This window comes from Candidatus Nitrosopumilus sp. bin_68KS (assembly GCF_054095825.1).
On the sequence record NZ_JBSWSP010000009.1, the window covers coordinates 22,804 to 46,731 of the forward strand.

Consider the following 23,928-nt stretch of genomic DNA (forward strand, 5'->3'; position numbering starts at 1 on the left):
ATTCAAAATAAATGGAATCAATTAGAAGATCCTGAACAAGAATGGGTAGAATTTAAGGAATAACTAAAATCCTTCGGGTGGTCTTTGAACAAAAACATTGCACACCAGTACATCTGTCTTTGAATCTCTATACTGCACATTACATGATACGAATTTCCCTTTCAATGCCCGTTCAAGATCCTCTTTTGTTGTTTCTCCATATTGAGGTTGGTCTGGATCATCGACTTTACCAATCATTATTTTTTCAATCTTACCATAATCTTCCTGATTATCTTTTCGTGTATGGCTAACAAGTAATTCAAATACATTGTTGGTTAGGATGCTGATAACTGCCCCACCAATTCCGTCTCCCATGTTTTCAAAATTTTTTTGTTCTATAATTACTTGGTGGCTATACTGAGTTCAAAGTCTGGAATTAATTTCTTCTCTTTTGCCATCTCAAAGAGTTTTCTGATTGACTCTTCTCCCGGATCTCCCATGTTGACTGTTACATGATTGACATACATTTTAACAAATTTTTCAATCAAATCTAGCGGTTTTCCTCTAGAGTATTGCATCGCATAATCTATTGCGTCTTTAAAATTTTCTAAACCAAATTCTATTGATGACTGAAGATATTTGTCAAATTTTACAATCGTTTCCATTCCTAGGTCTGTTTTCATAACATTGATTCCAAGTGGAACTGGCAATCCATTTGTTATTTTATCCCACCACTCACCAACATCTAAAATTTTTACATTTCCTTCTTGTGCATAAGATAACTGTGTCTCATGAATCACTAAACCTGCATCAACCTTACCTGATTTCACAGCTTCTGGAATGTCACTAAAATTCATCTCAACATAATCAAATTTACCAATCATTAATTGAAGTAGTAAAAACGCAGATGTCATTTTTCCTGGAATTGCAATTTTACATTTTTTTAATTCATCAATTGATTTTTGTTCTCTTGCTGTAACAATTGGACCGTATCCAATTCCAAAACTTCCGCCACTTCTCAAAATGGTATAGCCTGGAATGTATGCACATGCATGGACTGAAACTGCGGTTACATCAAGTTCTGGATCTGTTGCTTTGCGATTTAATTTTTCAATATCTTCAATTACATGGTTTACCTTAAAATCAGGTGAAGGAACTTTTCCTGTGAACATTCCATAAAACATGAATGCATCGTCTGAATCTGGAGTGTGGCCTACAGAAATTTCCATGTTTATTTCCTAAATTCTCGTAATAAATACCAAAACCTACACTAAATCGTTTTTCTAATATATGCAGAAAACTATGTACTATTATGAATTCTATTGAAGCATATGAGAAAGACATTGAATTACAATTGGATTTTTTGAAATCATTTAAAAAACAAAAAACAATTTCTCAAAATCTTCAAAAAAATATTTTGTTTACAGGCAGTGGTGATTCCCTAGTGTCCTCAATGTTGGCAGAATCATTTTCTAATGGTGTTGTAAAATCAATGGATCCGTTAGATTTGCACTCAAATAAGGAACTTGTAAAATCAAAACATCTGTATTTTGTATCTATATCTGGAAATACTATTTCTAACATCAAGGTTGCAAAAACTGTTAAAAAAACAACTGCCATAACATCTCACCCCAAGAGTAAATTGGCAAATGCATCTGATGAAACAATACTTCTTACATCTTCTAATGGTGATGTGTTTACTGCTGGTAGTATCTCCTTTTTAGAAAGTTCATTAACTTGTATTTCTCTAGTCAAAAAAATAACTATTCCAAAAAATAACCAATTATTTTTTAAAGCAAAGTCTGATGCAAAAAAAGCAAAAATTTCAAAACGATTGTTCATTTTGGGCAATCTCTATACTTACCCATTGGCAATGTACTGTGCTGCAAAATTCTATGAACTTTTAGGTTATGATGCCCATTATTGCAGAATTGAGCAATTTTCACACATGGAATTATTTTCTTCAAAAAAAGGTGACACTGTGATTATTTTTGAGGAAAAAACCTCTCACAATAAACAACTAGCAAAAAACCTTACAAAAATTGGCATAAATGTAGTTCATCCAGATGTGCCATCTGAAAAGTTACCTCAAATGATTTACTGTACATTTTTCTCACAAATGCTTTCTCTAAACGAGGCAAAAAAGCAAAAGAAGAAAGATTGTCATTTTATTACGGCAGAAAAAATTCGAAATGTTTCAAACCAAATGATCTATTGATCTTTTACAAGGCTAAGGTTTAATACCTGAATCTAAAGTTTTGCGAATATGGCAAAATTCAAGTCTACATCAGAGGTAATGAAAATTATTAAGAACAAAGCCAATATTCGTAACTTTGGTGTTATTGCTCATGTAGACCATGGAAAGACAACAATGAGTGACAGCCTTTTGGCAAACTCTGGAATTATTGCCCCCTCTGCTGCTGGGAAAGCACTTGCAATGGATTTTGATAAAGAAGAACAAGAAAGAGGAATTACAATTTACCAAGCAAACGTTACATTACTTTTTGCCCAAAAAGATCAAGAATATGTAATTAACATGATTGATACTCCAGGCCACGTAGACTTCAGTGGAAGGGTAATTCGAAGTCTTAGAGCCATTGATGGTGCAGTAGTTGTTTGTGATGCAGTAGAAGGTATCATGACCCAAACTGAAACTGTAACTAGAATGGCACTTGAGGAAAGAGTAAAACCAGTTTTATTCATCAACAAAGTAGATAGACTCATCAAAGAACTTAGATTGACTCCAGAAAAAATGCAAGCCCAATTGGCAGAAGTTGTTTCAAATTTTAATACTCTGGTTGACACATATGCAGAACCTGAATACAAAGAAAAATGGAAAGTATCTATTCAAGATGCAAGTGTGACATTTGGCTCTGCTAAAGATAGATGGGCAATAAACACTGATTTAATGAAAGAAAGAGGAATCACATTCAAAGATGTAATTGATGCTTATAATGATGAAAAACTTGAAGGACTTGTAGAAAAAGCACCATTGGCTGATGCAGTACTTGGCATGGTAGTAAAACATCATCCAGCACCTAATGATGCAATCAAGTATAGAATTCCACAAATTTGGAAAGGTGATTTGGAATCCGATGTTGGCAAAGCATTACTTGCAGGTTCTGATGACGGTCCAACAATTATGATGGTTGTAAACATGGTTTTAGATCCTGCAGCAGGTCCTGTGGCAATTGGAAGACTATTTTCTGGTACCATCAAAGATGGTCAAACATTAAACATTATAGATGAGAAAAGAGAAGGCAGAGTTCAATCCGTCAATTTCTTTATGGGTAATCAAAGAGAACAAGTTGGTGAATTGGGAGCTGGTAACATTCCAGCACTATTGGGATTAACTGAATGTAGAGCAGGAAATACACTATCCTCAATTAAAGGTATTCCGATGTTTGAAGGCGTCAAATATGTTTCAGAACCAGTTGTTCAAATTGCAATTGAACCAAAACATCCTAAAGATTTGCCTAAACTTGTAGAAATTTTAAGACAACTCACAATTGAAGATCCTAATCTTATCGTAAAAATTGATGAAGAAAGTGGTGAGACCATTATTGCAGGTATGGGAGTTTTACACCTTGATGTTGCAACACACAGAATACAAGATGCAAAATGTGAAATTATAACATCTGAACCTTTGATTAACTACCGAGAAACTGTAAAGGGTGCATGTGAACCAATTATGGCAAAATCGCCAAATAGACACAACAAGATTTTCATGAAAGTGGAACCACTAGAACCTCAAATTGCACACATGTTGAGAACTGGTGAAATTAGTGATCTTAAAGATAAAAAAGCTGTTGCCGAATTACTCAAAGGAGCTGGCTGGGATACTGATACAATCAAGCGAGTAATGAAATTTGATTCTCGTGGTAATGTTTTGATTAACGGAACTAAAGGTGTACAATTCGTTCAAGAATCTACAGATTCTATTAATTCTGGATTTGAAGAAGTAATGAAAGAAGGACCTCTCTGTAAAGAACAGATGAGGAATTGCAAGTTTATCTTTACTCACTTTGTTCCTCACGAGGATACAGCACACCGAGGTTTATCTCAATTAGGACCTGCATCAAGACGTGCATGTATGGGTGCGTTATTAACTGCAGGTACTGCTGTATTGGAGCCAACTTTAGCTATTGAAGTTCGTGTTCCAACTGATTTAGTTGGAAATGTTGCAACAATTCTTTCAGGTAAGCGTGGTAAAGTACTTGACATGTCTCAAAAAGGTGCATCAAGTATTGTTATAGGAGAGATTCCTGCTTCTGAAACATTTACATTATCTGAAGCTATGAGAGGTCAAACTGCAGGACGTGCAACATGGAACACCTCTTTTAAAGAATGGACAGAAGTCCCTAAATCAATGTTAGGTCCAGCAGTTGCTGATATTAGAAAGAGAAAAGGACTTGCACCAGACCCACCAGGTGTTAACGAATTTATCGACAAAGAGTAAAAACAGTATCCCCCCGTTTTGTGAGTGATTTTATGACGGTTTGTCGTAATTCTTTTAATTCTAAGATCAAAACATAATTGTTTCATAAGATTTTGAAGAGCGTATTTTTAAATCAGCAATGCTATTGTGGTAATTAATGGAACAACCATTGCCAATACAGGAATCCAATCTTTGAGTCGATTAGAAAGAGGTTCATGTACAAGAATGATTTGTAATTTTTTGTTATAGATAAGATTGGGTAATGTTTCTAATAAAGTAAATTTGTCTTTATGTTTTAACGAAAGTAGCAAGTATTTAGAAAAATTATTCAAAGATCGAGGAGATTTCATAATTGCAATAGATGTCATCTCATCTAATTGTTGAATACTTTTTGTAAAATTCTTTTTTAAATATTGTTCATAAAATTCTAAACACATCTGCACATGTTTTCTTTTTTGTTCCAGATCAAAATTAGGTGATTGTTCATACGTGAGAATACATCCTATTGATAATTGGAAATAATAATCTGATTTTCTACTGGGGATCCAATGAATTAAAAATAAACTTGCAAAGTATAACCCCGGAGTTATTGCAATGTTGTATAAGAAATTTTCATTAATGAATGAAAATAATTGTGAACGAAATGAGAAGTATGGTTTATTATTATTATTAAGTTCTTCTAAAAATTCAGTTAATTCTAAATCTGTTTTATTATCAAATGAGTTTATTACATTTTGTTTACTTTGTAATTCTGTTTGAGCATAAACTATATCCGCAGCATCACGCTCAATTTTTATACGTTCGGAGTATACTAATTCATCGTAATTTACATTTAATTCCTTAGCGATTCTGTTTATTTCTAATTGATGATTCATATTTTGGATGTAATAGAAATCCAATAAGTTAATTTGCTTTAAAACTTCTTCTTTTAATGATGGACCTTTTAACGATGCAATTTGCTCACGTCTATCAGTATATTCTGAAAATTTAGCATTATAATCATCTCTAAGTTTTTTATTTTCTTCAATTGATAAAGTGAACATTAAAACCAAAATGGCAATTAAGATTACCAGAGTTATTGCGTATGCTCTAAGATATTGTTTAAAATAATTATGACGTATTACAGCTCGCGGATGTCCTAGACGATCAAAATAAGATGGAAATCCTTCTTCATCGATGTTTTCCTTTTTATCGGATTTTTTGATTTTTGGATTTAATAAAAAATATACAAACAATGGACTTAGTATTGCAATTACAAATATCGCTAACCTTATTTCAAATAATGCACTAGTGAACCATTGAAATAAAAATAAAATCGGAAGTAAAACTAACGAAACAAACACTAGACGTCTTTCTTTGAAACGAATAGTTTCAAATGTTAACGGAGAGGTTGGCGAGGTTTTAGAATCCTCCTCTTCAGATTCCTTCTTAACTCGATTTCTTAATTTAAACAAGTAATTTGTCATAGGATCGCCCCTATTTGAAAATTATATTGATATAGTAATAATTTATGAAGAGATTGTGACTTCTGGAGAAACAATTCTCAAATTAACTGACTATCCATTTTCTTATTCTATCATGGGAATAATTTCAGGAATTCTAGGATTTGGCATTTCCGATAATCAATTAGTTTTTCTAGGAATGGCAGGGGCTTTCGGCACATTTTTGGCAGTTGTAGATCCGATGGGGTGGGGATTACGAAAAAATGCAGAAGATCGGATTAAAAAAGACCTTGATCATCCTAAAAATGAACCTCAAGAATTAGAAAAAGAATACAAAATTAGTGCATTAAAATCCAAATCCATTAATTTTGAGATTGAAAAAATTATTGGTTTGTTTTATTTCATAGTAATTTTAACTGTTTTTCTTATTGCGGTTGGGTTTTCTACAGTTTTTTTGGATAAAATTACAATCAATGATACAAATGGTAATTCCATATTTCCTGCAACATATTTTCAAGGTATCTACGGTAGTATTGCATTATTATCTCTAATTGTTCTAATTGTAAAAGCAAATCGTTTTTGGAAAGATTTAGATGGAAAAATTATCATTGCAGGATTTCATCAAATTGCCATAAATGATGACAATGCAACCCAAACATCAGTTGAAAGTATGACTAGAGCAGTTGAACAAAATGATTGGACATTAGCAAAAATTTGGCAAGATAAAATCAAAGAAGAAATAAAATACAAAAAAGGCAAACGAGAATTAATCATCAAATCTGCAGATACTGTGTATAGTCCACTGCATCTTGAAAGTTCAAAATTTAAATTGTATTTAGAAGATATTATGGCAAACCAATTTACTGATTTTAAAACAGAACAATGGAATAAAATTAAACAAAGTTCATTACAAAGCATAATTGAAGATACTGATTTTAGGCATAGAATTGAAGAATTCTATAAGAAATTAGATGATTATAATTTTGTCGTACATCGTATTTTTGGAGAACTAAGTAAAATAATTAATAATAATTTTTCAAATGCATTTAGTAAAAATGTACAAGGTGTAGAGTTTCATCTAGATTCACCAAATAGTGGCAACACAGTACACCTCCACACATATGCGATGTCTGAACTTCACCCTATGGAATTACAATCAACAACACGCAAGTTTGGTAGTTTTAAACTAAGAACAATTACAGGTAGGCAATCAGAAGATATGGAATATACTGAATTGAATCTTTTTGACAATGTATGGAAACTTGTTCTTGAGGATGTAAAGAAAAACGAGTTATTAATTAAAACAAAACAATATTTGAAAGATCTGAAAATTGAGAATGAGAAATTAATGAAAACATATTCAGATAAAATTGAAATGCAGTGGAAAGTATAATTTACTCATTTTTGATATTTTTTATTAAATTCTTCTAATTCATCTTCAATAATTTCAGTAAATTTGGTTAATGCCACATTCAATGATTTTGCATCTACTTGAGGTAATTTTTGAACTTCATGATTTTCATCAAAATCTGAATAAAATATGCCCAAACGTGATTCAAAATCTGCAATTTCATCAGTATCAAAATTATTCCCATAATTTGCACCAAATCCACCTTTGTGAATTAATTTACATTCCTCAGGGATTTTTAATAATGCTGCAGGGAATTTTTTCCAATGTTTCCTAAATTCATCTCTATATTTTATTTGAAATATGCCCTTTTGTTCTTCAATGGAATGAAGTAATAGAAATTTCCCATATTCTTCAACAGCAAACGTATACAGACCTGCAGCAACAAATGGGTGATCAGATAAAACATCTTTATTTTCTTCAATATTTTTTTCAAGTAGATCTTTAACTGATTCTAATATGGAATGAATGTTGAAAAGTGTGGCTTGGCACATATCTTTCCAAATTTTGTAATTTACATCTAAGAATTCCTTTTTTTCTTTCATTTTTGTTCAGGATATAGCGTACGTTCTAATTTTTTCACTTCATCAAGAATTAATATAAGATCATCTTTTGATATTGAATATTTGTAGCCTGCATGGGTAAGTTTGTCACGTAATTGTTTAAGACCTTGAGACATCTCTATCTTTAGTTTAATATTACGTCCCTCTTTTTCTTCAATTACTTTTACTAATTCCTGAATTAAGAATGGCATTTTATGTTCTTTATTTATTTTGAATTTTAACTCTGAAAGTTTTTTCTTGATTAAATTTTCATACAGCTGTAAAAGAGACATCCCAATTAACCAACGATGATCATAACCTAATCTTTTTTGTATGACTTCAATACCTGAATAAAGTTCAAACAATTCCAATTCTGCTGCTTGTTTTTGTATTTCTTGCTCTCCTGCACTGATCAAAATTATTGACAAGTATCGTTCCAAATCACGTTTATTCATATTAGCTTGATCAAGTACATCTATGATATCATATCCCAACTGTTCTTTGATATCTTGAATGTCTCTAAACGTATCAAATTTTTCAGGTGTATCAAATTTTTTGTATGCTATCTTTTCTAATTTGCTTGAAAATTCATCCAGAGTTTGATTAGCAGGTTTGGACATGTCTTCAATTAGTTGTTGGAAATCTTTTTCAGATAATTCATGAATTTTTTTCATAAGTACTTTTTGTTGAATGATAAGAATTTTTCGGAATATGTCTGCCTGTTTTACTTCATCTTTTTCGGTTTCTAATTGTTTTGTATATCGTTTAGTTTTTTTTATTATTTCTTTACTGATTTCATCACTAATTGGGGATTTTTCAGACATACGTAACTAAAACAATCAAGATTAATAATCTCTTTTCAATTGAAAATTTTTCTAAACATCTAGAAAAATTTATTTTTGATACATCAATTTTTTATGCATAAAATTGATATTTTACAAGTAATCCCCATACGTAAAACAGTAAAATTTACTCTATTTTCATGAATTTATTCATAATTTTACTGGAATTTTAGAAACTTGTTTTCATAAACTTTACTGGGTTAAAATGAAAAATTTTCTAAATCAAAACTTCATTGGCATTAACTGTAATTCGAAAAAGGTTTACTGTTAGTCGAATTCGTTCCTCCATGATTCGAATAGTTCAATTCCTTTGCTTTTACCATTTGGCTAGGCATGAAAAGTGCAAATTCGAAGATATAATTCGAACAGACTTTATCCGAATTAATATCATAATTAGAATTTTATAATTCGAATTAGAATTAAAAAGATAATACAAATCCAATTTGAAACTGTAACAGTTTCATTAGGAATTATTCCACATATGGAATTTTTTCTACGAATAAATAATTGGAATTCAAAACGGAATTTTATGCCTGATTCTGTAATGATTCCAAGTTTTTTGGCTAGTTATTCATAAAATCAGTAAAATCATTATGTAACTGTCATAATGGAACTGTAAATGGAACTTACATTATATTGGAATTATTTCAATGAATATCAATTAACAAATACACAGTTCTTGAATGAAATCATCTCAAACGGAGAACTTTCTAAGTTTTTCAGATGTTTCTATTCCTATTTGAAATCCGTCACGTTGATCCCACAAGTTTCCTAGTTTTTCTACTGTCTCTATGGTAGATTTGTCTAAAATTTTACTTGTTAAAATGAGTGATTTCATTAACGAGTTAACACCATCCAATGCACTCATTTTTTGTTTTTTAATTGATTTTGAACCTTTGAATGACTTTTTCATGTCTTCGTTCACATTTGAGATTTCGTCATCCAATTCCTCAGAGATTTTTGAGATGGATTTTCTTTTAGCCTCATCTGAAATAATTACGCTGTTTTTATTTTTTAACATCTTATAAAATGTGCACATCATTCCTATGTGATTTGAAATGACATCTAGTGCATCAATATGGTGAATTCTCAAAGGTTGAATCAACATACGATATAACACATCCTTACCCAAAAATAGGAAAATGAAATTTTGCTTTACCATCTCTTTTAGAATCTTTGATTCATGTTCGTATAATTCAACTCTTTTTGAAGATAGGTATCCAAACAAGTCTTCAGATAATTTTTCAAAGTTTGGATGATATTTTTTGTTTTTAATGTGCAGATAATTTGCAGTGACAAGTCGGTCTAACGCATTTCCAATTTTACTGGTGTCTGGTCTTTTTGTGGTATCTTGATGTCGTTGTGCAATTCCGTAACCTGATTCAGGTTTGTCATATGCTAACAAGAATAATTCTGAATGGATTCCTCGTCTAAGCAAAGTGCTATCTTTTGTAGTCATTCCTATTACCATTCAAAATAACTGCCTAAATGTGATTTTGGTCAGTTCCTATGTGATTAGGCATGTTTTTGTGCCTAAATCATATGCGAAAAATCGACCGATTACGCTCAGAAATTGAGGTTATCAAGAAGGAAATTGAGCAATTACAGGTATTTCGACAGACTGCTCAAACCAAGAAATTTCTCAGACAGTTAATGGGCGAACGCATGAACATTCAGAACCAGATTCAAAAACTGCTAAAATCTAAAAACCAAAAAGAAGAGGAAAAGCAAAAGAAAAGATCAGATGCAAACAAGAATCGCAGTCAGAAGATGCGACGAAGCTGGAATTACTTTAGATCCATACAAAAGAATTTTGATACTGGAAAATCACTTCGAGAAATAAGAAGTGAGTTCTCAAAATTAAGACGAGGGCTTGAATCGGACATCTCAGATGTCATATGGAGGAATCCAAGCCCATGACATTACAGGTTTACACTCCGAAATCAAATGCCAAAGACCTGACATTTATCAAAACTAGAAAACAAAACAGAAACCCAAACATCTCACAACGAAGAAAAACTTTGGGAGCGGACACTGAAACTGTTAAAGGAAACATTTTTCTTTTCATGCTATCAAACGGTGTCAAATTAGAATATCCAAACATTACATTTGATAACATTGCAAAACTTCTTCTAAAGCATGAAGGGTATTGGATATTTTTCTACAACTTGTCATATGATGCTGAATGCATTTTAAAATTATTGCCTAGAGACATTCTTAAAACATACAAGACTAGTAAAAGATTAGATTTTCCATACAAGGGATATCAAATAAGATACATTCCAAAAAAGCAACTAACAATCAGAAAAGGAAAGCATTCCATTTCATGCTATGACATTGCACAGTACTATGACAATAAAAAATTAGAAAAAGCATATTCTGAACATATCAAAAATACTCTTGATCAAGAGTATCTTGAAACAAAAGAAAAGAGAAAAAAGTTTTCACTGCGATACTTTATGAGAAACAAGCAAAAGATCCGAGACTATTGTCTTTCGGATTGTGTTTTAACTCAAGAACTGGCAGATTACTGGCTAGATACTTTTTTTAACGCATACCAGTTTTACACGGCAAACTGGATTAGTTCGGGATATCTGGCAGAAAAGGTACTTGTATTCAATGACGTAGAAATCGCATTATTTACTGATATTCCCTATGAAATACAGGATTTGGCGTGGAAATCGTTCTACGGAGGGCGATTTGAGTTAATTCAACGCGGATTCATCGGAGAGTGCTACATCTATGACATCAATTCAGCGTATCCCTATGCGTTAACATTTCTTCCAGACATTACTGATGGCAAATGGATTCATTCTACTAGAATTAATCCCAAAGCATCATTGGGATTCTTTCACATCAGAGCACATGTTTCTGATTCTGTTAAAATCTCGCCATTTCCATTTAGAACAAAAAATAATAGAATTGTGTATCCCATAGGAGAGTTTGAAACTTTTGTTACCCTAGAAGAACTAATTGCAGTACATGATGATTCTAAGATAAAATACAAGATTTTAGATTCTCATCAGTTTATTCCAAATAGTAATTGCAGTTATCCCTTTAGAGATTTTGTTGAAGAGCATTATTACAAAAGACTCAAACTCAAGCGTGAGAACAACCCACTTGAGCGTGCAATCAAGATAATCTTAAACTCCATTTATGGCAAGACTGCTCAAAGAGTAAATGGTAAAATGGGCAATCTCTTTGTGCCTGTAATTGCATCTTTTATCACAGGATTTGCCCGTGCTCAAATGTATCAATTTATGCGTCAATATGGGCTGGAAAACGAAACAATAGCCTTTGCAACTGATTCTGTGGCATGCACAAAAAAGATTCCAAATCTTGATAGTTTAGAGTTGGGGCAGATGAAATTAGATAAGGAAGGTGATGATGTGTATTATCTTTCAAATGGATTTTACAGATTTAATGAAAAATGGAAGAATCGCGGTATTGGATATGACACTGAAAAAGGAATTGAAATTGAGCATCTAGATACAAAAATTGGAAAAGATGGACAGTTATACATTATAGTCCAAACATTACGTAATACTCATATCAAAAGCGGAATAATGTACAACAAACTAGATCAGATTGGAAGACTGGAAAAATATGAAAAGAAAATTGGTCTTAATTCTGATAGAAAGAGATTCTGGTTGTCTGAATTGACATCAATTGATGATACAAGTTATTGTGATTCTATGCCAATACCAATTGATTTGGTGGGGGATATTGTGTCAAAAAAGGAGTTTGATTGGAGATATGAGGAAAAATATGAACCTGAGAGTGAGTTGTAAACAAATTGGTTTTAGAATTCTCTTTCTTCGCTTAATTTTTCACGTTTAATATCTTCATCTAGTGCTTCAATGTAAAAATCAATCCAGTGTTTTACATTTTCATTATCTTCTGTTTTTTTGTATTCTAAAATTTCATTTTTTTTATTTTGGAAATGTTTTGATCCTGGTCCTGAAAACCCTCCTGTAAGAAAATTACTAAGTAATCCTCGACGAACGGAATCATCTTTTCCATATTTTACTAAAATTTCTCTTGCAAGGGATTTTTCTTTTTTCAATTGTGGTGGAACATATGTGACAATGAATGAAGCTCTACGATGAGGATCATGATCAATCCAATCAAAAATTTTCTCAAAATCCACATTTTGAATAAAAGTGGTTTTTGAGTCAAATATTCCCCCCCGCATCCAATTAATTATGTGAAATGCACGTTCATCAAATGGTAAATCCACGAATTTTGTTATTATTTCCCAAGTTTCATTGGGAAATTTATTTGCAATAATATCTAAAACTTCCATTGTTTGAGAATGAGTTCTAACAATAATCCCATCAGTACCCATATTTTCAAGCATTTTTTCTAAAATCACAAGGGATTTTTGCGGATACTGTTCTATGAATTCAATGGCAATTTCTTTCCAATAGAAATCGATCATTGTATTATGCACAGCAGGGTATTTTTTATCAAAAAAGACCTCATGAGTTAAAAGATTCAAGGTTAATTCCTCATCCAATATTTTTTTCTGCCTAAATACAAAAAATGCATTAAAAAGTCCAATTGCGTTTAACACAGCTTTCTGTTGACCTGTTTTTAACATCAACCTAATCCATTTCTCCACAATTGATTGAGATAATTTGTTAATTACTCCTCCAAGTTGAAATTGAGCTAATTCGTTTACATCAATAGAATTTTTTTCTATCAGTTCTAATAACAACATTGCAATTTCATCAGTAATTCCAGATCTCCATGCAACTTCAGAGAAAAATCTTAAAAATGTTTTATCTGTCGATAAATCTTTCATTAATTTATTCCATAGTTTTTGATCATCTTCAAATATTTTTTGCATGTATCCTCCTAAAAAAAATGCAGTGCCGTTTTCTTTAGATTTTTTTTGAGATTCTAAAATAATTTCTAACAACTTATAGTCTGAATCGGCAGATGCTAATTCATATCCAAATTGAAATCCAGCCTTTGCATCAAATGTAACAAGCCAAGATAATTGCGACTGTAATTTGACTACATCTAATGACTCTTTGGCCAATTGTTGAATCATATCTTTACGTTTTTCTCCTCTTTTGTCTCTTACACGATCAACAAGGATATCCATACCCACATAACGCTTCATAAGATCAGGATAGTCTTTTCCTGTAATTTTATCTAACAGATCTTCAAGTTGTTTTTTTATTGTTGGTTGTAATGTATCTGCATCATATTCTAAAATGTCTATGATATCTTTTATCGCAGTTTCTTTATTGATGTATTTTACTATCTCAAATAATTTTCCTACAAGATACTCTCCAATATTTGGAACATATCCTAAAATCCCCCGTGAGTTATTGAAAATAATTTCTGCACACTTTTGTTTGTCTTTTTCTGGTAAGTGAGGAATTTTTTCAATCATCATGTTAATAATTTCTTGATATGCTTTTGTCCATTCTTCATATGTTTTTGGCTCCCACCCTTTTTGGTCTACGATTAATTCATTTCCAGATAACCCAGATATTCGACTAAAATGAACTGCCTCTAAAGCAGAATCGCATGCCATAAACCCCAATTTGCGCAGTTGTTCATTTTCTTCACATAATGTGTCTTTGAGTAATGGAATTCTTTGTTTTGGAGGGGTTTTTGTAATTGAGACGTATCCAGGTCCTAATGAGAATAGATTCACAAATAACCCTGTTGCATTATTTGACCATTCTTCATTTTCACATTCGGCTAAAGTTCTTAGGATTTTTCCTCCGCGTTCAAACAAGTCGGGTTCAAAAACAATTCTTTCCAAACCATACAACACACTTCTGCGCCCAATACTAAAATCAGATATGTCTTTCTTAGACCATCCCCCAATAGATTTTTCAAGGAAATTGGTTGCAGCTGTTGGATCTACAAATGATAATGATTTGAAAAACTGAGAACCAAGATCTGTTTTTATTGAATTAGAATCGTGAAGCGGTCCATCTTTTTCAAAAAGACCTTTTACAATCGATTTTGTTACGTCTGAATTTGCGGCATATTCAAACATTGCAAAAAACCACCCTCTTAACTGAGATGGTAAATTTTTTATTAAGTCTTCAAAATTAAATGATGAGCTATAATCTTCCCACCATTTCATCCACAACCACAAATGTAATGCTTTTGGACTTATGTAGAGTGTATCTTCACCTTGTAAAATTTTTCTAGATTGTAATTCTTTGATATGTTCTTGAAAAATTGCAAATGAGATGTTTGGATCAATTTTAATAATTAATTGATGTATTGCATTAATTTCATCTGGAAAATATTTGACATTTCCAAATTTTTTAAATAACGCAATTGTTGATAAAATTCTTTTTCTTTGTTTTATGTGTCCTGAATCTGGGTCTTCTCCCTGATTGAGATATCTTTCAAAAATATCATATGTATCCGGAATTCCTTTCAAAAGTTGTGACGGATTATTTTTTAAATCCAAACCAATGACATGCGCAAATCTAGGAATTCCGCCACAAATCCGCGATAATTGACTTGCAATAATATTATCATCATAATACGTTTGAATAATTTTCTGAATATCTTTTTCATCTAGATTTGGTGCCTGAATTTGTCTAGTAGTTCCATCAGTCTTTCTAAATTCATTATATATTGTTACAAGTTTAATTCTTGACCCAAGATTTTTTAATCTATCCCAAATCGCCACTCGATCTCTAAGATCACATTCATCAATTACTAGAATACATTGTAAGGTGGTATCTCGTTCAATTATTGTCAATAGTGAACTTGAAAGAAAGCTTTTTGGAGATGAGCAATAAACAACTAGAGGTAATAAATATGGATTTCTAGTCGCTTCTAACACTAATCGTGTTTTTCCAACTCCTGTTTCTCCATGAACATTCACATGGATTGGTTCTGAATCGATAAACAGAGCTTCTTCCATGGCTTTAATGAATTCCTTTTGCCTATCTCCTAACACCAAAGGTTTTTGCATTTCTTCTCGATTACTCCATTCATTATGAGATGAAAAATTCATATCTCCTCTACTAGTCAAAGATAACACTAGTGAAGGATATTGTCTAATTATTCCAAGAATTTGTTCTTGATCAAAGACTTTTACTTTTGGATTTGTTATTCCACATAAAGCAAAAATATTTTTCAAATTGTTTTCAGCATCATTTTTTTGTTCTGTAGTTAACGACACTTTCATACAAACTAAAATATACATTCCATTTCGGTCTAAACATCTTAAAACTTCTTCTCCTAAATTTTCTTTTTTTGTTTCTTTATTATTTAATAATTCAATTTTTATGGTGGATTCTTGCCAAGGAGTAAATGTAGTCCCAGATTTTATTTGATAAAAAGATTCAGAATCGATAATTAAGTTCCCAGAGTTTGAAATTCCATCTTCTACAGATGCATCTATTCCACCGTCAGGTATTGTTTTAGGGGTAAAATGTACTTTAGATATAGAAATCTGGAGTTGTCTAGCATCTAAATGTAATAAATGTCCAAATAATCGTACACAGTCTTCTGGAGACAACCTGTTAATTGCATCTCCAGTAATTGAAAAAATTCCACTCACAGCATATCTTAATGTATTAATCTAATATTTCAATATGGTTTTTGTGTAATTTTAACTATGTTTGATATCAATATTTTCACAATAGTAATCTCTTGACACATTGACATCCCATTTTCCATCTTTCTACCATGTTTGAACTGATATTCACGCTCCATTTGAAACGTCTTTTCTAATCTCTCCAAGAACCGCTTTATCAAAGAATCATCTAATACTATACTGCCATTTTTTGTAAATACAAATTCTTTGAGTTTGATTCGCCTCCTTTTGTCTTGATTATTAGAAATCTTCCAAACAGAATATTCCACTAACCATCGAAATGGTTCTATTATGTCGTACACCAGAGGCTGAAAACCCGTGTGAGATTTGTGCATAAATCCATAGTATGGATCCAATCCAAAGCCGCAAACAAATTTACTAATTTCCCCTGCCAAAACAGAATAACCATAGTTTAGTAACGCATTGATGATGTCAGTTGCATTGTTCTTGCTACTGCGTATATGAGATTGATTTCTTGAATTAAACCCATATTTCTCAGGAATGAATTTGGCATATTCTAGCCAGTATTTCCTAGCAGAAACATTCTCTTTTTCTGGTAGTTCAGTGATATCACTACCAATCATTTTGAGAAGTTTTAGTTGAGATTCTTTCTTGGCTGAAATAATTTGCTTTGTCAGACATTCACATTTTTCTTTATTTCGAAATGTATCATATTGTGCCATTCGATATTTAGTAGCAGTAAGAGAATCCATCACACCATTCATGAAAGTAACAGGTTTTCCATGGTTATCTAATAAAATCACATTTCGATTATTCTGAGAAAGTAGAGACAATGCTTCAGTTGAGACATAACCTTTTCCAGAAAGAACTATTTTCTCATAAGGCATGTTTTTGACAAACCATTCTTCTTGTTCTGGCTGAGAGAATGGATCGTGATTTGATTTAAGAATTATTTTGGAATTTTTTACTGAAATAGAGTGACCGTAACCTTTGAGAAATTTTACGTTATAGTGATTTTTTTTATTTTTGAGAGTCATTAGTTTTACTAACTACTGCTTCTGAATCCTTCAAATTACAATATTGTTGAATATAATGAGGTAGTGGTTCATTGTCAGGTTCAATGTTATGTTTTTGACACCATTTTGTTATGTGTTCCCATGTTTCAGTAGGTTTTTTTTCAGTCCATGTTAAATTCTTGGTTTCCAACCACACCATTGCATGATATCCTCTCTTAATCCAAGATTGAAAAAATTCTGGAATGTCATCAGGAATATTTTTTTTTAAATTCAAATGAGGAATTTCTTCTAGTTTGTTTAGATATCGGTGAATCCAAGCTACAAGTTCATTTGAACTAGTGATTGTTTTTCTTTCTAATTCAAGGCAATTCAATTCTTTGTTAAATTCTATTATCAATTCAGCAAATCTAACTTTATTTTTCCTTCTTAATTCCAACCAATTAAGGAAAAAAGCTGTTGCAACACCAATCCCAGTTATAGTGGCAGCAATTGTTGCAACCAAAACTGATGTAAGTGTAACTCCTAAAATTTCAACCAATATTATTAAACTATGATGTTACGTTATAATTATTTTCCAACAAACAAACTTTCGTTATGATTTAGGTTATATCGCACTTTTACTGCCTAGCAGGGGGGCTTTCCCTTTTTATCGACAAAGAGTAAAAAGGGAACGCCCCCTCTTTGTGAGTAAAATTGTGTTAGTGTCTAGAAAGATTTTGAGAGTTTGATTTGTTGAAATTCTTTTAGATCAATCTTAAGTAATTTAAACACCATATGAAGTGGTATGCAAAACAAAAACTTGAGTTTGGTGGATATTTCAGAATAATGGCAACTGATGAAGAAAAATGTGAATTTTGTGGTTGTAGCAAAGGAAATACTATGTGTTACTATGATTGTGGATGTCATAAACTAAAAGATGATTCGACACCTAGTTCTGAGTTAAAAATAACAGCACCTAAAGAAGAAAAATGTGAATTTTGTGGTTGTAGGGGTGGTGGTACAATTTGTTACTATGACTGTGGATGCCATAAACCAAAAGACAACAATGTGTTACCAAAAAAATGATCACACCTTATGTGATAAGACTAGCGTTATAGATTTATTTTTTAGTTATTGGATTAAGAAAAATCATGGGTTTATTTGGTAAGAAAAAAGAAACTGAAAAGAAACGAGTAATGACTGTTCCTTATGTTTTAGATGATGGTATGAAATGGATTTACTGTACTGGGTGTAGGCAATACGTAGTAGGCAAACACATCAAACATTACAAAAAAAGGATTCGTGTTATTAGGGGAAATGATGATTATGAAACAACTGGCATTTACCGAAAAGGAAGACACAAGACCAAACTTCATCTATTACAAAGTGGTTTTAGTTAGAATTTTGTTTATGTTCTTTACGTCTTTTCTGTTTAATGCTGCCACCAATATTGTGTCCATGGGGTAATTTCTTAGTCATTTCTATTCATTTTTCCCTATCGTTCACTTAAGCGTGTTTGGATTTAGACTCTATTTCTAATAATTGATCTCGCAGTCACGAATTATGCGACAGGACTAGTCATTATACTTTGAAAATATCCATTGCTCTAGTTTGATTATGTCATTATTAATTACAAATGATAAGAAATTCACAAATTCCAAGTCAGAAATTTGTCCCTTATTCCACATCTCCATTACATTTTCAATCCACGATGACATCTTATTTCCAAACTGCTCAAATTTTATCTCAAACATTTGATTTAATGCATCTACTCTTGATTCGTATTCAATCTTGATGTTCTCTTGCCTTTCTACAAAGTCTGAGAACACATTTTGAAGCATTTGGTTGATTTGTTGCGTAGTTAATGTGGGATCCGACTCTTGTTTGTCATAGACTGTTTGTTTTTCTTTTTGAAATTTTGAACTAGATTCTTTGAACTTTTCTTTGAATTCATTTTCAAGATTCCATCTTTGTTCATTATAGATTCCTTTGAGTTGTAAATATTCTTCCTCAGAATCAGCCATCCCATATGAAATCATCCCAATAAAGAAAATTATGATAAATCCAAATATCGAAAATATCTTTTGCAATAATATTAAATGGTCTTTTTGGCATTAAAAGAAACCTTTCTTTTAGGAATAAAGGATAAAAATAGACTAAATTGAATACTATTCGTTGAATTTCAACTGTATCTTCTCATCTTGTAATTACAAACGTAATGATATTGAAGAGGAGGAATTCTTAAAACATTTGAAAGACAAACATCATGACGAAATACTTGATATTTCAAATAAAGAAAATATGTCAGTTAAAATGGCCGAAATGATAACAGTTTCAAATTCTAAAGTATTCATAAATTCTTAGATTCTAAACTAAATATTTGCTAAATAAATCCTAAAAATTATTTCAGTATAAAACATGCCAAATTATTGTGACTTGTTATTCTATAGGTTTCTTTTTCTGCCTCTTTACCCTCTCCGGTAAAAACATCTATGTGCTTGTTCTTTACTGATTCGCCCACATCATTAGCAGTAAAAATTATTTTATCCCATGGTTCAATTAGAGATGAAATGAATATTTCAGAGCCTAATTCATATGATGATGGATCAATGGCAATTGTTCCAACTTTTAATGTATTTCCAAAATTATCTAAAGGGGTTTCATTTAGATGAAATTTATTTGAATACCATCCCAAATAATTACCATTATTTGTTTTCCCCCAACCTTCACTTTTCACAGAAGTTACAAAATTTTTATCAAATAAAAACAACTGATCATCAATTTTTATTTTAATTTTGTAGCTAGGGAAATCTGACTCAACAGGTATGAAGTAACCTGTTACATACCATTCATCATCACAGGAATTTTCTCTGTATGTAAAATCATTATGTAATATAGTTAATAAAAAATTTGATTTATAGTCATATTCTTTCTGTAGTGATAATGGTAAGATGTTCTTTTCATTTAGAAATTTGACTGCGTAAATTAATTCTACATCTGAAATTTTATCTTCCATCCAAAAATCATAAACCTGTAATATCCAATTAGGAATTTTTGATTCTTTTGCAATTACTTCTCCAATTCCAATCATTCCAATCAAAATTAATGCAATAATAATTTCAATCTTCATTTTTTGTTTTTCTTTGATTGAGCAGTGAGGTTATTTTTTTTAATTCTGAAAGAATCAAAATTTGTATTTCTTTTTCATTTAACTTCAAAAGTTCCTGTGTTTGCTCATCAGTGAATTCTAATTCTTCGTCGATTTCTGAGTATACGTCAGTGGCATTTTCAGTCATTTCTTTTCCTTTATTTTCTTCTTATTGTCTTTTTCATTAAAGAGTAGATCTGAATCTCCCTCTTTTTTCTTGTATTTATCGTATTCTTCTTTTTGTTTAATCATCTTTTCTCTCATTTTATCTTCAAATGATGCCATTTTCTCTCTCCAACTCTTTGATTTTCTCTTCTAATTTTTTTACTTTGTTTCTTAATTCTATATTCTCATCTCTAAGGGAATCTATCTCTCTTTGATGTAATTCATTTAGATCCATGGATTTTTTACAATAATTATGGACTTAAGCTTATTGGATATGGGCATAAACTATGACAAAAAATAACATCAGCTAATTTGAATTAGAAATTGTATCCATGATTTCTTGATTAGTGATTGACTCATCTACATTCTCTGATTCTAATGGTTCCTTCATCCACATGAATGTTGGACTATCTATCCATTTCCCATCAAAGAATGTAAATTTATTTCCACATTTTATGCAGTTTAGATCTATGTCTGGATTTGGGAATCTTTCTTCACAATCTTTACAGATAAACAAATTTGACATTATTCTATAATCTACCCCCAATGCCTTGATTTCTTTTTGACATTGTGGGCAAATATCATCTTTAAACATCTTATCTGGATGAACTGAACCACAATCATAGTGTTCAATCAATCTTGTTTCAGAAAAATTTGAGCTTGTACATTTTGGGCAAGAAAATATTGTTGATGTATTAACTGAATTGCAATTAGAGCATAGAATTTCTCTTATTGAATTCATTTGCGTTACATCGCCTTTTGATTTTAATTTTTGTAAATATGTCAAAACTTGTTTTGGTGCTAGCCCACAATTTTGTGAAATTCTAGTTATGCTTGTTCGATGAACTGCTTTCAAATGCTCCTTAATTCTATCAAATTCTGTTTCTACTCCTATAGTATCATCTAGTTCAAATTCTTCTTTTATTGTACTAATTACCTCTTTCATATTTTCAAACCGTAATGGTTTTGGCATATAATGTGAAATCCCTAATGAAAATAAACTTCTAACCGATTCTTCATGTCTGTCTTTTGATGTCTCGAGAATAATTTTTGTAATTGGCATTTTTGATAATATGTTTGGAATTATTTCAGCTGCACTTATGTCTGGTAAATGATATCCTACAAATACAATGGGTGTTATTTCCATCTCTACTAATTCATTAAATTTTTGTATTCCCTCTTCACCAGTTTCAGATTCAATTATTTTTGTAAACCCAATTTTTTTAATATATTGAGATAACATAATTCGAACTGCTTTGCTGTCCTCAATAACCAAAATAGTTGAATTGTAAAATCCCATAATCTCCATGAGTTTTTAAGATAATATTCCGATGTTTGAATGGCCTGAACGTACAAAAATTTTACAAATTATTGTGGAATATTGATGATTTCTCACCAAATTCCACATGTGTTAGGTGATTGGTTTCTCTAAATTTGTATTTAATATCGATGGCCGATTTCTCTGTAAAGTCTTGACCGATATTGATTAATAGATGACCTGTATAATATAGGTCGACCTAGATAAAATGAGTCATTATCAGCCCAATCTGAAAACCTACGAGCGTGAAAGGATAGTTTTTGAAACTATCCGAAAAAACCCGGAATTACATCATAATGCTTTGATAAAATTAGTTGTTCCCGAATTTATGGCAAAAACAACCTTTGAAAAAACCCGTGATTTGTTGATTGATAAACAAATCATCGTTGTTACGACAAAAGCGAATATGAAATTTTACTCTCCTTCAAATAACTATGAGGCAAAATCTCAGTATCAAGTGGAACGAAACACCACAAATTATTTTCATGATATAAAGTCTCAGATTAAGAGACTAGATACTGACTATCCGCATAAAGATATTGATGAGAAAATAAACTTCGCCAATTTGCTCCTGAGAAATCTACTTCAAACTGATAATGGATTTACAATTTTGGACGCTGTTAAAAATCCAAATAAAACATTATACAAGGATGAACATCTAGAAATACAGCAACTTATTCACAAGGTTTTTGAAATAATACGAAATGATTCTCATTCTGAGATTATATTTCCAGCTATAGTTAGTTATTTGGGATTTATGTTGCCTCAAAATTCATTGAATAAATAGAATCCTATCTAGTTATTTATTCGGGATGATCTTCTGATAATTATGGGATTACTATATACTAAATTCTATCTTGATTTTGATGAAAATGACTGGAAACAAATTTCTAACAACCCGATTGTTTTTCAAACTCTAAATGATAATGTGAGTCTTGATATTGAAGATTCTTCACATAAATCCTACAAATTAAATTTTAAGAAAGGTGGAAAACTCCAGATGTTTAGAGTAACTGGGAAATTTCGTCTTACTTGGGATAATGAAGACGTTCTATAGTTGAATCAAATAATAAAGGGATTTTTAAAATGATCTTATGACGCTAGAGGAACAAATCATTAAGACACTTGATGACTTTGAACATGCATCTTCTACCCAAATTCTTGAAATTCTAGATAAAATAATGCCTGATTTCAAAAGCAATTTGACATCTGATTATCTTAAGGGTAAAATCCAAAAGATTTTGGAATTGGATGATGAATTAGAAAAAAAGAAACAATGCAAGGCATTACGACCCTACTTAGATTGGTATTTGCAGGGATTGTAAAATTATTCTGAAAATTGTTTTATTTTACGTAATGCTATTTTGATGATACTTAGATCGTCTCTTGCTTCGACCATATTTCCTATGAGTTTAACAAAATATTCATGACCTGTATCTTGTGCTTTTTTTATATCTGCATCGTAACAAGATAATGCTTTTTCAATAAATGGAATGTCTTCTTCTAATTTTTTTATGCTATGGATATCTGATAGATTGTTTTGAATTTTTAGTATGGTCTTATCAATTAAGGGAATTGTTTTGATAGCTTGTTGATTTAAAACTGATGAAAACATTGCAGCGGCATCTTTTAGCTCTGGACTATTCCCAATGGTTTGTAATCTATTTTTATAATGTTTCAATGACTTTATGATTATTTCATAACCTCCCTCATCTTTCAAATATATTGATCCAACCCAAAACTTTTCTGACATTCCTAATAATCTGAATTTGGAATATAATTTAGTTTAGAAATTTTTAATATGTTTTATTCCTTTCATGATTTTCACCAGTGTTTAAACATCAAAATTTTCTTGTATTGGCTGTTGATTTTTACTAATCAGGTTTAGTAAAATCCCTGCCAAAGTAACACCCATTCCTGCAAGACCAATAAATGTTCCAATATTTTTAATTAATCTCAAAATGGAATCTGTCTGACCTAGTTCTATTGAGTAAAACATTACAAGGCCGGCAACAAACATGATTGATCCAATAATTATGACTGGAAATCCTGTTTTCATATCCAAGGTATTTCATTCTAATTAATAAACGACAATAGTC

At 31.3% G+C, this 23,928-nt stretch carries 28 protein-coding genes; 11 read left to right on the forward strand and 17 right to left on the reverse strand.

Features of this window, described 5'->3' with window-relative positions:
- Positions 1–63 precede the first annotated feature (63 nt).
- Both ACW9W3_RS03260 and ACW9W3_RS03265 read right to left on the reverse strand, forming a co-directional pair.
- Entirely contained in the window at positions 64–354 is a 291-nt protein-coding gene (locus ACW9W3_RS03260; RefSeq protein ID WP_457764730.1) for a hypothetical protein, read from the reverse strand.
- Between the two features lie 26 nt (positions 355–380).
- Complete coding sequence (locus tag ACW9W3_RS03265) at positions 381–1,208, reverse strand: MqnA/MqnD/SBP family protein (protein WP_457764731.1); 828 nt, start codon at positions 1,206–1,208, stop codon at positions 381–383.
- Between the two features lie 83 nt (positions 1,209–1,291).
- Here ACW9W3_RS03265 and ACW9W3_RS03270 point away from each other — a divergent pair, with 83 nt between their 5' ends.
- Together ACW9W3_RS03270 and ACW9W3_RS03275 are read left to right on the forward strand one after the other, a co-directional pair.
- Positions 1,292–2,197 carry a sugar isomerase gene (locus ACW9W3_RS03270; RefSeq protein ID WP_457764732.1) on the forward strand — a complete coding sequence of 302 codons (906 nt, stop codon included), beginning with the start codon at positions 1,292–1,294 and terminating at the stop codon, positions 2,195–2,197.
- A gap of 48 nt (positions 2,198–2,245) precedes the next feature.
- Positions 2,246–4,438, forward strand: a complete 2,193-nt coding sequence (locus ACW9W3_RS03275) for an elongation factor EF-2 (protein WP_457764733.1) — start codon at positions 2,246–2,248, stop codon at positions 4,436–4,438.
- 107 nt (positions 4,439–4,545) lie between these two features.
- On the opposite strand, the gene ACW9W3_RS03280 is transcribed toward ACW9W3_RS03275, so the two are convergent.
- Positions 4,546–5,871 carry a hypothetical protein gene (locus tag ACW9W3_RS03280; protein ID WP_457764734.1) on the reverse strand — a complete coding sequence of 442 codons (1,326 nt, stop codon included), beginning with the start codon at positions 5,869–5,871 and terminating at the stop codon, positions 4,546–4,548.
- 67 nt (positions 5,872–5,938) lie between these two features.
- Between ACW9W3_RS03280 and ACW9W3_RS03285 the strand changes: the two genes are divergently transcribed.
- Positions 5,939–7,252, forward strand: a complete 1,314-nt coding sequence (locus ACW9W3_RS03285) for a hypothetical protein (protein WP_457764735.1) — start codon at positions 5,939–5,941, stop codon at positions 7,250–7,252.
- 5 nt (positions 7,253–7,257) lie between these two features.
- Here the strand turns inward: ACW9W3_RS03285 and ACW9W3_RS03290 are convergent, their stop codons facing one another.
- From ACW9W3_RS03290 to ACW9W3_RS03300, 3 genes are all read right to left on the reverse strand, one after another.
- Positions 7,258–7,812 (reverse strand): hypothetical protein, encoded by a 555-nt coding sequence (locus ACW9W3_RS03290; protein WP_457764736.1) that lies wholly within the window; start codon positions 7,810–7,812, stop codon positions 7,258–7,260.
- Complete coding sequence (locus tag ACW9W3_RS03295) at positions 7,809–8,633, reverse strand: hypothetical protein (protein ID WP_457764737.1); 825 nt, start codon at positions 8,631–8,633, stop codon at positions 7,809–7,811. Before ACW9W3_RS03295 ends, ACW9W3_RS03290 begins: the two co-directional genes overlap by 4 nt.
- A gap of 712 nt (positions 8,634–9,345) precedes the next feature.
- Complete coding sequence (locus ACW9W3_RS03300; RefSeq protein WP_457764738.1) at positions 9,346–10,110, reverse strand: hypothetical protein; 765 nt, start codon at positions 10,108–10,110, stop codon at positions 9,346–9,348.
- An 83-nt stretch (positions 10,111–10,193) separates the two neighbouring features.
- Between ACW9W3_RS03300 and ACW9W3_RS03305 the strand changes: the two genes are divergently transcribed.
- Both ACW9W3_RS03305 and ACW9W3_RS03310 read left to right on the forward strand, forming a co-directional pair.
- Positions 10,194–10,571: a hypothetical protein gene (locus tag ACW9W3_RS03305; protein WP_457764739.1), complete on the forward strand. Its 378-nt coding sequence runs from the start codon at positions 10,194–10,196 to the stop codon at positions 10,569–10,571.
- Positions 10,550–12,442, forward strand: coding sequence for a DNA polymerase (locus tag ACW9W3_RS03310; protein WP_457764740.1), 1,893 nt, complete (start codon positions 10,550–10,552; stop codon positions 12,440–12,442). Before ACW9W3_RS03305 ends, ACW9W3_RS03310 begins: the two co-directional genes overlap by 22 nt.
- Positions 12,443–12,453: 11 nt before the next feature.
- Here the strand turns inward: ACW9W3_RS03310 and ACW9W3_RS03315 are convergent, their stop codons facing one another.
- Genes ACW9W3_RS03315 through ACW9W3_RS03325 form a run of 3 tightly spaced genes read right to left on the reverse strand, consistent with a single transcriptional unit; the run spans position 12,454 to position 17,757 of the window.
- Positions 12,454–16,206 carry a hypothetical protein gene (locus tag ACW9W3_RS03315; RefSeq protein ID WP_457764741.1) on the reverse strand — a complete coding sequence of 1,251 codons (3,753 nt, stop codon included), beginning with the start codon at positions 16,204–16,206 and terminating at the stop codon, positions 12,454–12,456.
- A gap of 29 nt (positions 16,207–16,235) precedes the next feature.
- Positions 16,236–17,240: a CRISPR-associated endonuclease Cas1 gene (cas1, locus tag ACW9W3_RS03320; RefSeq protein ID WP_457764742.1), complete on the reverse strand. Its 1,005-nt coding sequence runs from the start codon at positions 17,238–17,240 to the stop codon at positions 16,236–16,238.
- A complete protein-coding gene (locus ACW9W3_RS03325; RefSeq protein ID WP_457764743.1) occupies positions 17,224–17,757 on the reverse strand; it encodes a hypothetical protein in 534 nt (177 codons plus the stop codon). The genes cas1 and ACW9W3_RS03325 overlap by 17 nt, the downstream gene beginning before the upstream one ends.
- Positions 17,758–17,993: 236 nt before the next feature.
- On the opposite strand from ACW9W3_RS03325, the gene ACW9W3_RS03330 reads away from it, so the two are divergent.
- On the forward strand, positions 17,994–18,284 hold the full coding sequence (locus tag ACW9W3_RS03330) for a hypothetical protein (RefSeq protein WP_457764744.1): 291 nt from the start codon (positions 17,994–17,996) through the stop codon (positions 18,282–18,284).
- A 65-nt stretch (positions 18,285–18,349) separates the two neighbouring features.
- Positions 18,350–18,598 carry a hypothetical protein gene (locus tag ACW9W3_RS03335; RefSeq protein WP_457764745.1) on the forward strand — a complete coding sequence of 83 codons (249 nt, stop codon included), beginning with the start codon at positions 18,350–18,352 and terminating at the stop codon, positions 18,596–18,598.
- Between the two features lie 174 nt (positions 18,599–18,772).
- Here the strand turns inward: ACW9W3_RS03335 and ACW9W3_RS03340 are convergent, their stop codons facing one another.
- Entirely contained in the window at positions 18,773–19,288 is a 516-nt protein-coding gene (locus tag ACW9W3_RS03340) for a hypothetical protein (RefSeq protein WP_457764746.1), read from the reverse strand.
- 85 nt (positions 19,289–19,373) lie between these two features.
- Here ACW9W3_RS03340 and ACW9W3_RS03345 point away from each other — a divergent pair, with 85 nt between their 5' ends.
- Positions 19,374–19,562: a hypothetical protein gene (locus ACW9W3_RS03345; protein WP_457764747.1), complete on the forward strand. Its 189-nt coding sequence runs from the start codon at positions 19,374–19,376 to the stop codon at positions 19,560–19,562.
- A 37-nt stretch (positions 19,563–19,599) separates the two neighbouring features.
- Here the strand turns inward: ACW9W3_RS03345 and ACW9W3_RS03350 are convergent, their stop codons facing one another.
- The 5 genes from ACW9W3_RS03350 to ACW9W3_RS03370 all read right to left on the reverse strand — a co-directional run bounded on the left by ACW9W3_RS03350 (position 19,600) and on the right by ACW9W3_RS03370 (position 21,811).
- Positions 19,600–20,328 carry a 3D domain-containing protein gene (locus tag ACW9W3_RS03350; RefSeq protein WP_457764748.1) on the reverse strand — a complete coding sequence of 243 codons (729 nt, stop codon included), beginning with the start codon at positions 20,326–20,328 and terminating at the stop codon, positions 19,600–19,602.
- Complete coding sequence (locus ACW9W3_RS03355) at positions 20,318–20,494, reverse strand: hypothetical protein (protein WP_457764749.1); 177 nt, start codon at positions 20,492–20,494, stop codon at positions 20,318–20,320. The genes ACW9W3_RS03350 and ACW9W3_RS03355 overlap by 11 nt, the downstream gene beginning before the upstream one ends.
- Positions 20,491–20,631 carry a hypothetical protein gene (locus tag ACW9W3_RS03360; RefSeq protein WP_457764750.1) on the reverse strand — a complete coding sequence of 47 codons (141 nt, stop codon included), beginning with the start codon at positions 20,629–20,631 and terminating at the stop codon, positions 20,491–20,493. The genes ACW9W3_RS03355 and ACW9W3_RS03360 overlap by 4 nt, the downstream gene beginning before the upstream one ends.
- Positions 20,618–20,746, reverse strand: coding sequence for a hypothetical protein (locus ACW9W3_RS03365; RefSeq protein ID WP_457764751.1), 129 nt, complete (start codon positions 20,744–20,746; stop codon positions 20,618–20,620). Before ACW9W3_RS03365 ends, ACW9W3_RS03360 begins: the two co-directional genes overlap by 14 nt.
- A gap of 72 nt (positions 20,747–20,818) precedes the next feature.
- Positions 20,819–21,811: a TackOD1 domain-containing metal-binding protein gene (locus tag ACW9W3_RS03370; protein ID WP_457764752.1), complete on the reverse strand. Its 993-nt coding sequence runs from the start codon at positions 21,809–21,811 to the stop codon at positions 20,819–20,821.
- 226 nt (positions 21,812–22,037) lie between these two features.
- Between ACW9W3_RS03370 and ACW9W3_RS03375 the strand changes: the two genes are divergently transcribed.
- The 3 genes from ACW9W3_RS03375 to ACW9W3_RS03385 are packed head-to-tail and all read left to right on the forward strand — an operon-like array spanning position 22,038 to position 23,154.
- Complete coding sequence (locus ACW9W3_RS03375; protein ID WP_457764753.1) at positions 22,038–22,616, forward strand: hypothetical protein; 579 nt, start codon at positions 22,038–22,040, stop codon at positions 22,614–22,616.
- A 42-nt stretch (positions 22,617–22,658) separates the two neighbouring features.
- Positions 22,659–22,886: a hypothetical protein gene (locus ACW9W3_RS03380; protein WP_457764754.1), complete on the forward strand. Its 228-nt coding sequence runs from the start codon at positions 22,659–22,661 to the stop codon at positions 22,884–22,886.
- Between the two features lie 37 nt (positions 22,887–22,923).
- A complete protein-coding gene (locus tag ACW9W3_RS03385) occupies positions 22,924–23,154 on the forward strand; it encodes a hypothetical protein (protein WP_457764755.1) in 231 nt (76 codons plus the stop codon).
- Positions 23,155–23,156: 2 nt separating this feature from the next.
- Here ACW9W3_RS03385 and ACW9W3_RS03390 read toward each other — a convergent pair whose 3' ends face one another.
- Both ACW9W3_RS03390 and ACW9W3_RS03395 read right to left on the reverse strand, forming a co-directional pair.
- Positions 23,157–23,582: a hypothetical protein gene (locus tag ACW9W3_RS03390; protein WP_457764756.1), complete on the reverse strand. Its 426-nt coding sequence runs from the start codon at positions 23,580–23,582 to the stop codon at positions 23,157–23,159.
- An 81-nt stretch (positions 23,583–23,663) separates the two neighbouring features.
- Positions 23,664–23,888: a hypothetical protein gene (locus ACW9W3_RS03395; protein ID WP_457764757.1), complete on the reverse strand. Its 225-nt coding sequence runs from the start codon at positions 23,886–23,888 to the stop codon at positions 23,664–23,666.
- Positions 23,889–23,928: the final 40 nt, after the last annotated feature.

What these genes read in the sequence shown, in the direction of transcription:
- ACW9W3_RS03265 (WP_457764731.1), bottom strand. Translation starts at nt 1,208, where the DNA reads ATGGAAATTTCTGTAGGCCACACTCCAGATTCAGACGATGCATTCATG.
- ACW9W3_RS03385 (WP_457764755.1), top strand. Translation starts at nt 22,924, where the DNA reads ATGACGCTAGAGGAACAAATCATTAAGACACTTGATGACTTTGAACAT.
- ACW9W3_RS03305 (WP_457764739.1), top strand. Translation starts at nt 10,194, where the DNA reads ATGCGAAAAATCGACCGATTACGCTCAGAAATTGAGGTTATCAAGAAG.
- ACW9W3_RS03290 (WP_457764736.1), bottom strand. Translation starts at nt 7,812, where the DNA reads ATGAAAGAAAAAAAGGAATTCTTAGATGTAAATTACAAAATTTGGAAA.
- ACW9W3_RS03295 (WP_457764737.1), bottom strand. Translation starts at nt 8,633, where the DNA reads ATGTCTGAAAAATCCCCAATTAGTGATGAAATCAGTAAAGAAATAATA.
- ACW9W3_RS03270 (WP_457764732.1), top strand. Translation starts at nt 1,292, where the DNA reads ATGAATTCTATTGAAGCATATGAGAAAGACATTGAATTACAATTGGAT.
- ACW9W3_RS03365 (WP_457764751.1), bottom strand. Translation starts at nt 20,746, where the DNA reads ATGGATCTAAATGAATTACATCAAAGAGAGATAGATTCCCTTAGAGAT.
- ACW9W3_RS03380 (WP_457764754.1), top strand. Translation starts at nt 22,659, where the DNA reads ATGGGATTACTATATACTAAATTCTATCTTGATTTTGATGAAAATGAC.
- ACW9W3_RS03310 (WP_457764740.1), top strand. Translation starts at nt 10,550, where the DNA reads ATGGAGGAATCCAAGCCCATGACATTACAGGTTTACACTCCGAAATCA.
- ACW9W3_RS03355 (WP_457764749.1), bottom strand. Translation starts at nt 20,494, where the DNA reads ATGACTGAAAATGCCACTGACGTATACTCAGAAATCGACGAAGAATTA.
- ACW9W3_RS03350 (WP_457764748.1), bottom strand. Translation starts at nt 20,328, where the DNA reads ATGAAGATTGAAATTATTATTGCATTAATTTTGATTGGAATGATTGGA.
- ACW9W3_RS03275 (WP_457764733.1), top strand. Translation starts at nt 2,246, where the DNA reads ATGGCAAAATTCAAGTCTACATCAGAGGTAATGAAAATTATTAAGAAC.
- ACW9W3_RS03300 (WP_457764738.1), bottom strand. Translation starts at nt 10,110, where the DNA reads ATGACTACAAAAGATAGCACTTTGCTTAGACGAGGAATCCATTCAGAA.
- ACW9W3_RS03360 (WP_457764750.1), bottom strand. Translation starts at nt 20,631, where the DNA reads ATGGCATCATTTGAAGATAAAATGAGAGAAAAGATGATTAAACAAAAA.
- cas1 (WP_457764742.1), bottom strand. Translation starts at nt 17,240, where the DNA reads ATGACTCTCAAAAATAAAAAAAATCACTATAACGTAAAATTTCTCAAA.
- ACW9W3_RS03375 (WP_457764753.1), top strand. Translation starts at nt 22,038, where the DNA reads ATGAGTCATTATCAGCCCAATCTGAAAACCTACGAGCGTGAAAGGATA.
- ACW9W3_RS03395 (WP_457764757.1), bottom strand. Translation starts at nt 23,888, where the DNA reads ATGAAAACAGGATTTCCAGTCATAATTATTGGATCAATCATGTTTGTT.
- ACW9W3_RS03390 (WP_457764756.1), bottom strand. Translation starts at nt 23,582, where the DNA reads ATGTCAGAAAAGTTTTGGGTTGGATCAATATATTTGAAAGATGAGGGA.
- ACW9W3_RS03335 (WP_457764745.1), top strand. Translation starts at nt 18,350, where the DNA reads ATGGGTTTATTTGGTAAGAAAAAAGAAACTGAAAAGAAACGAGTAATG.
- ACW9W3_RS03260 (WP_457764730.1), bottom strand. Translation starts at nt 354, where the DNA reads ATGGGAGACGGAATTGGTGGGGCAGTTATCAGCATCCTAACCAACAAT.
- ACW9W3_RS03330 (WP_457764744.1), top strand. Translation starts at nt 17,994, where the DNA reads ATGAAGTGGTATGCAAAACAAAAACTTGAGTTTGGTGGATATTTCAGA.
- ACW9W3_RS03370 (WP_457764752.1), bottom strand. Translation starts at nt 21,811, where the DNA reads ATGGGATTTTACAATTCAACTATTTTGGTTATTGAGGACAGCAAAGCA.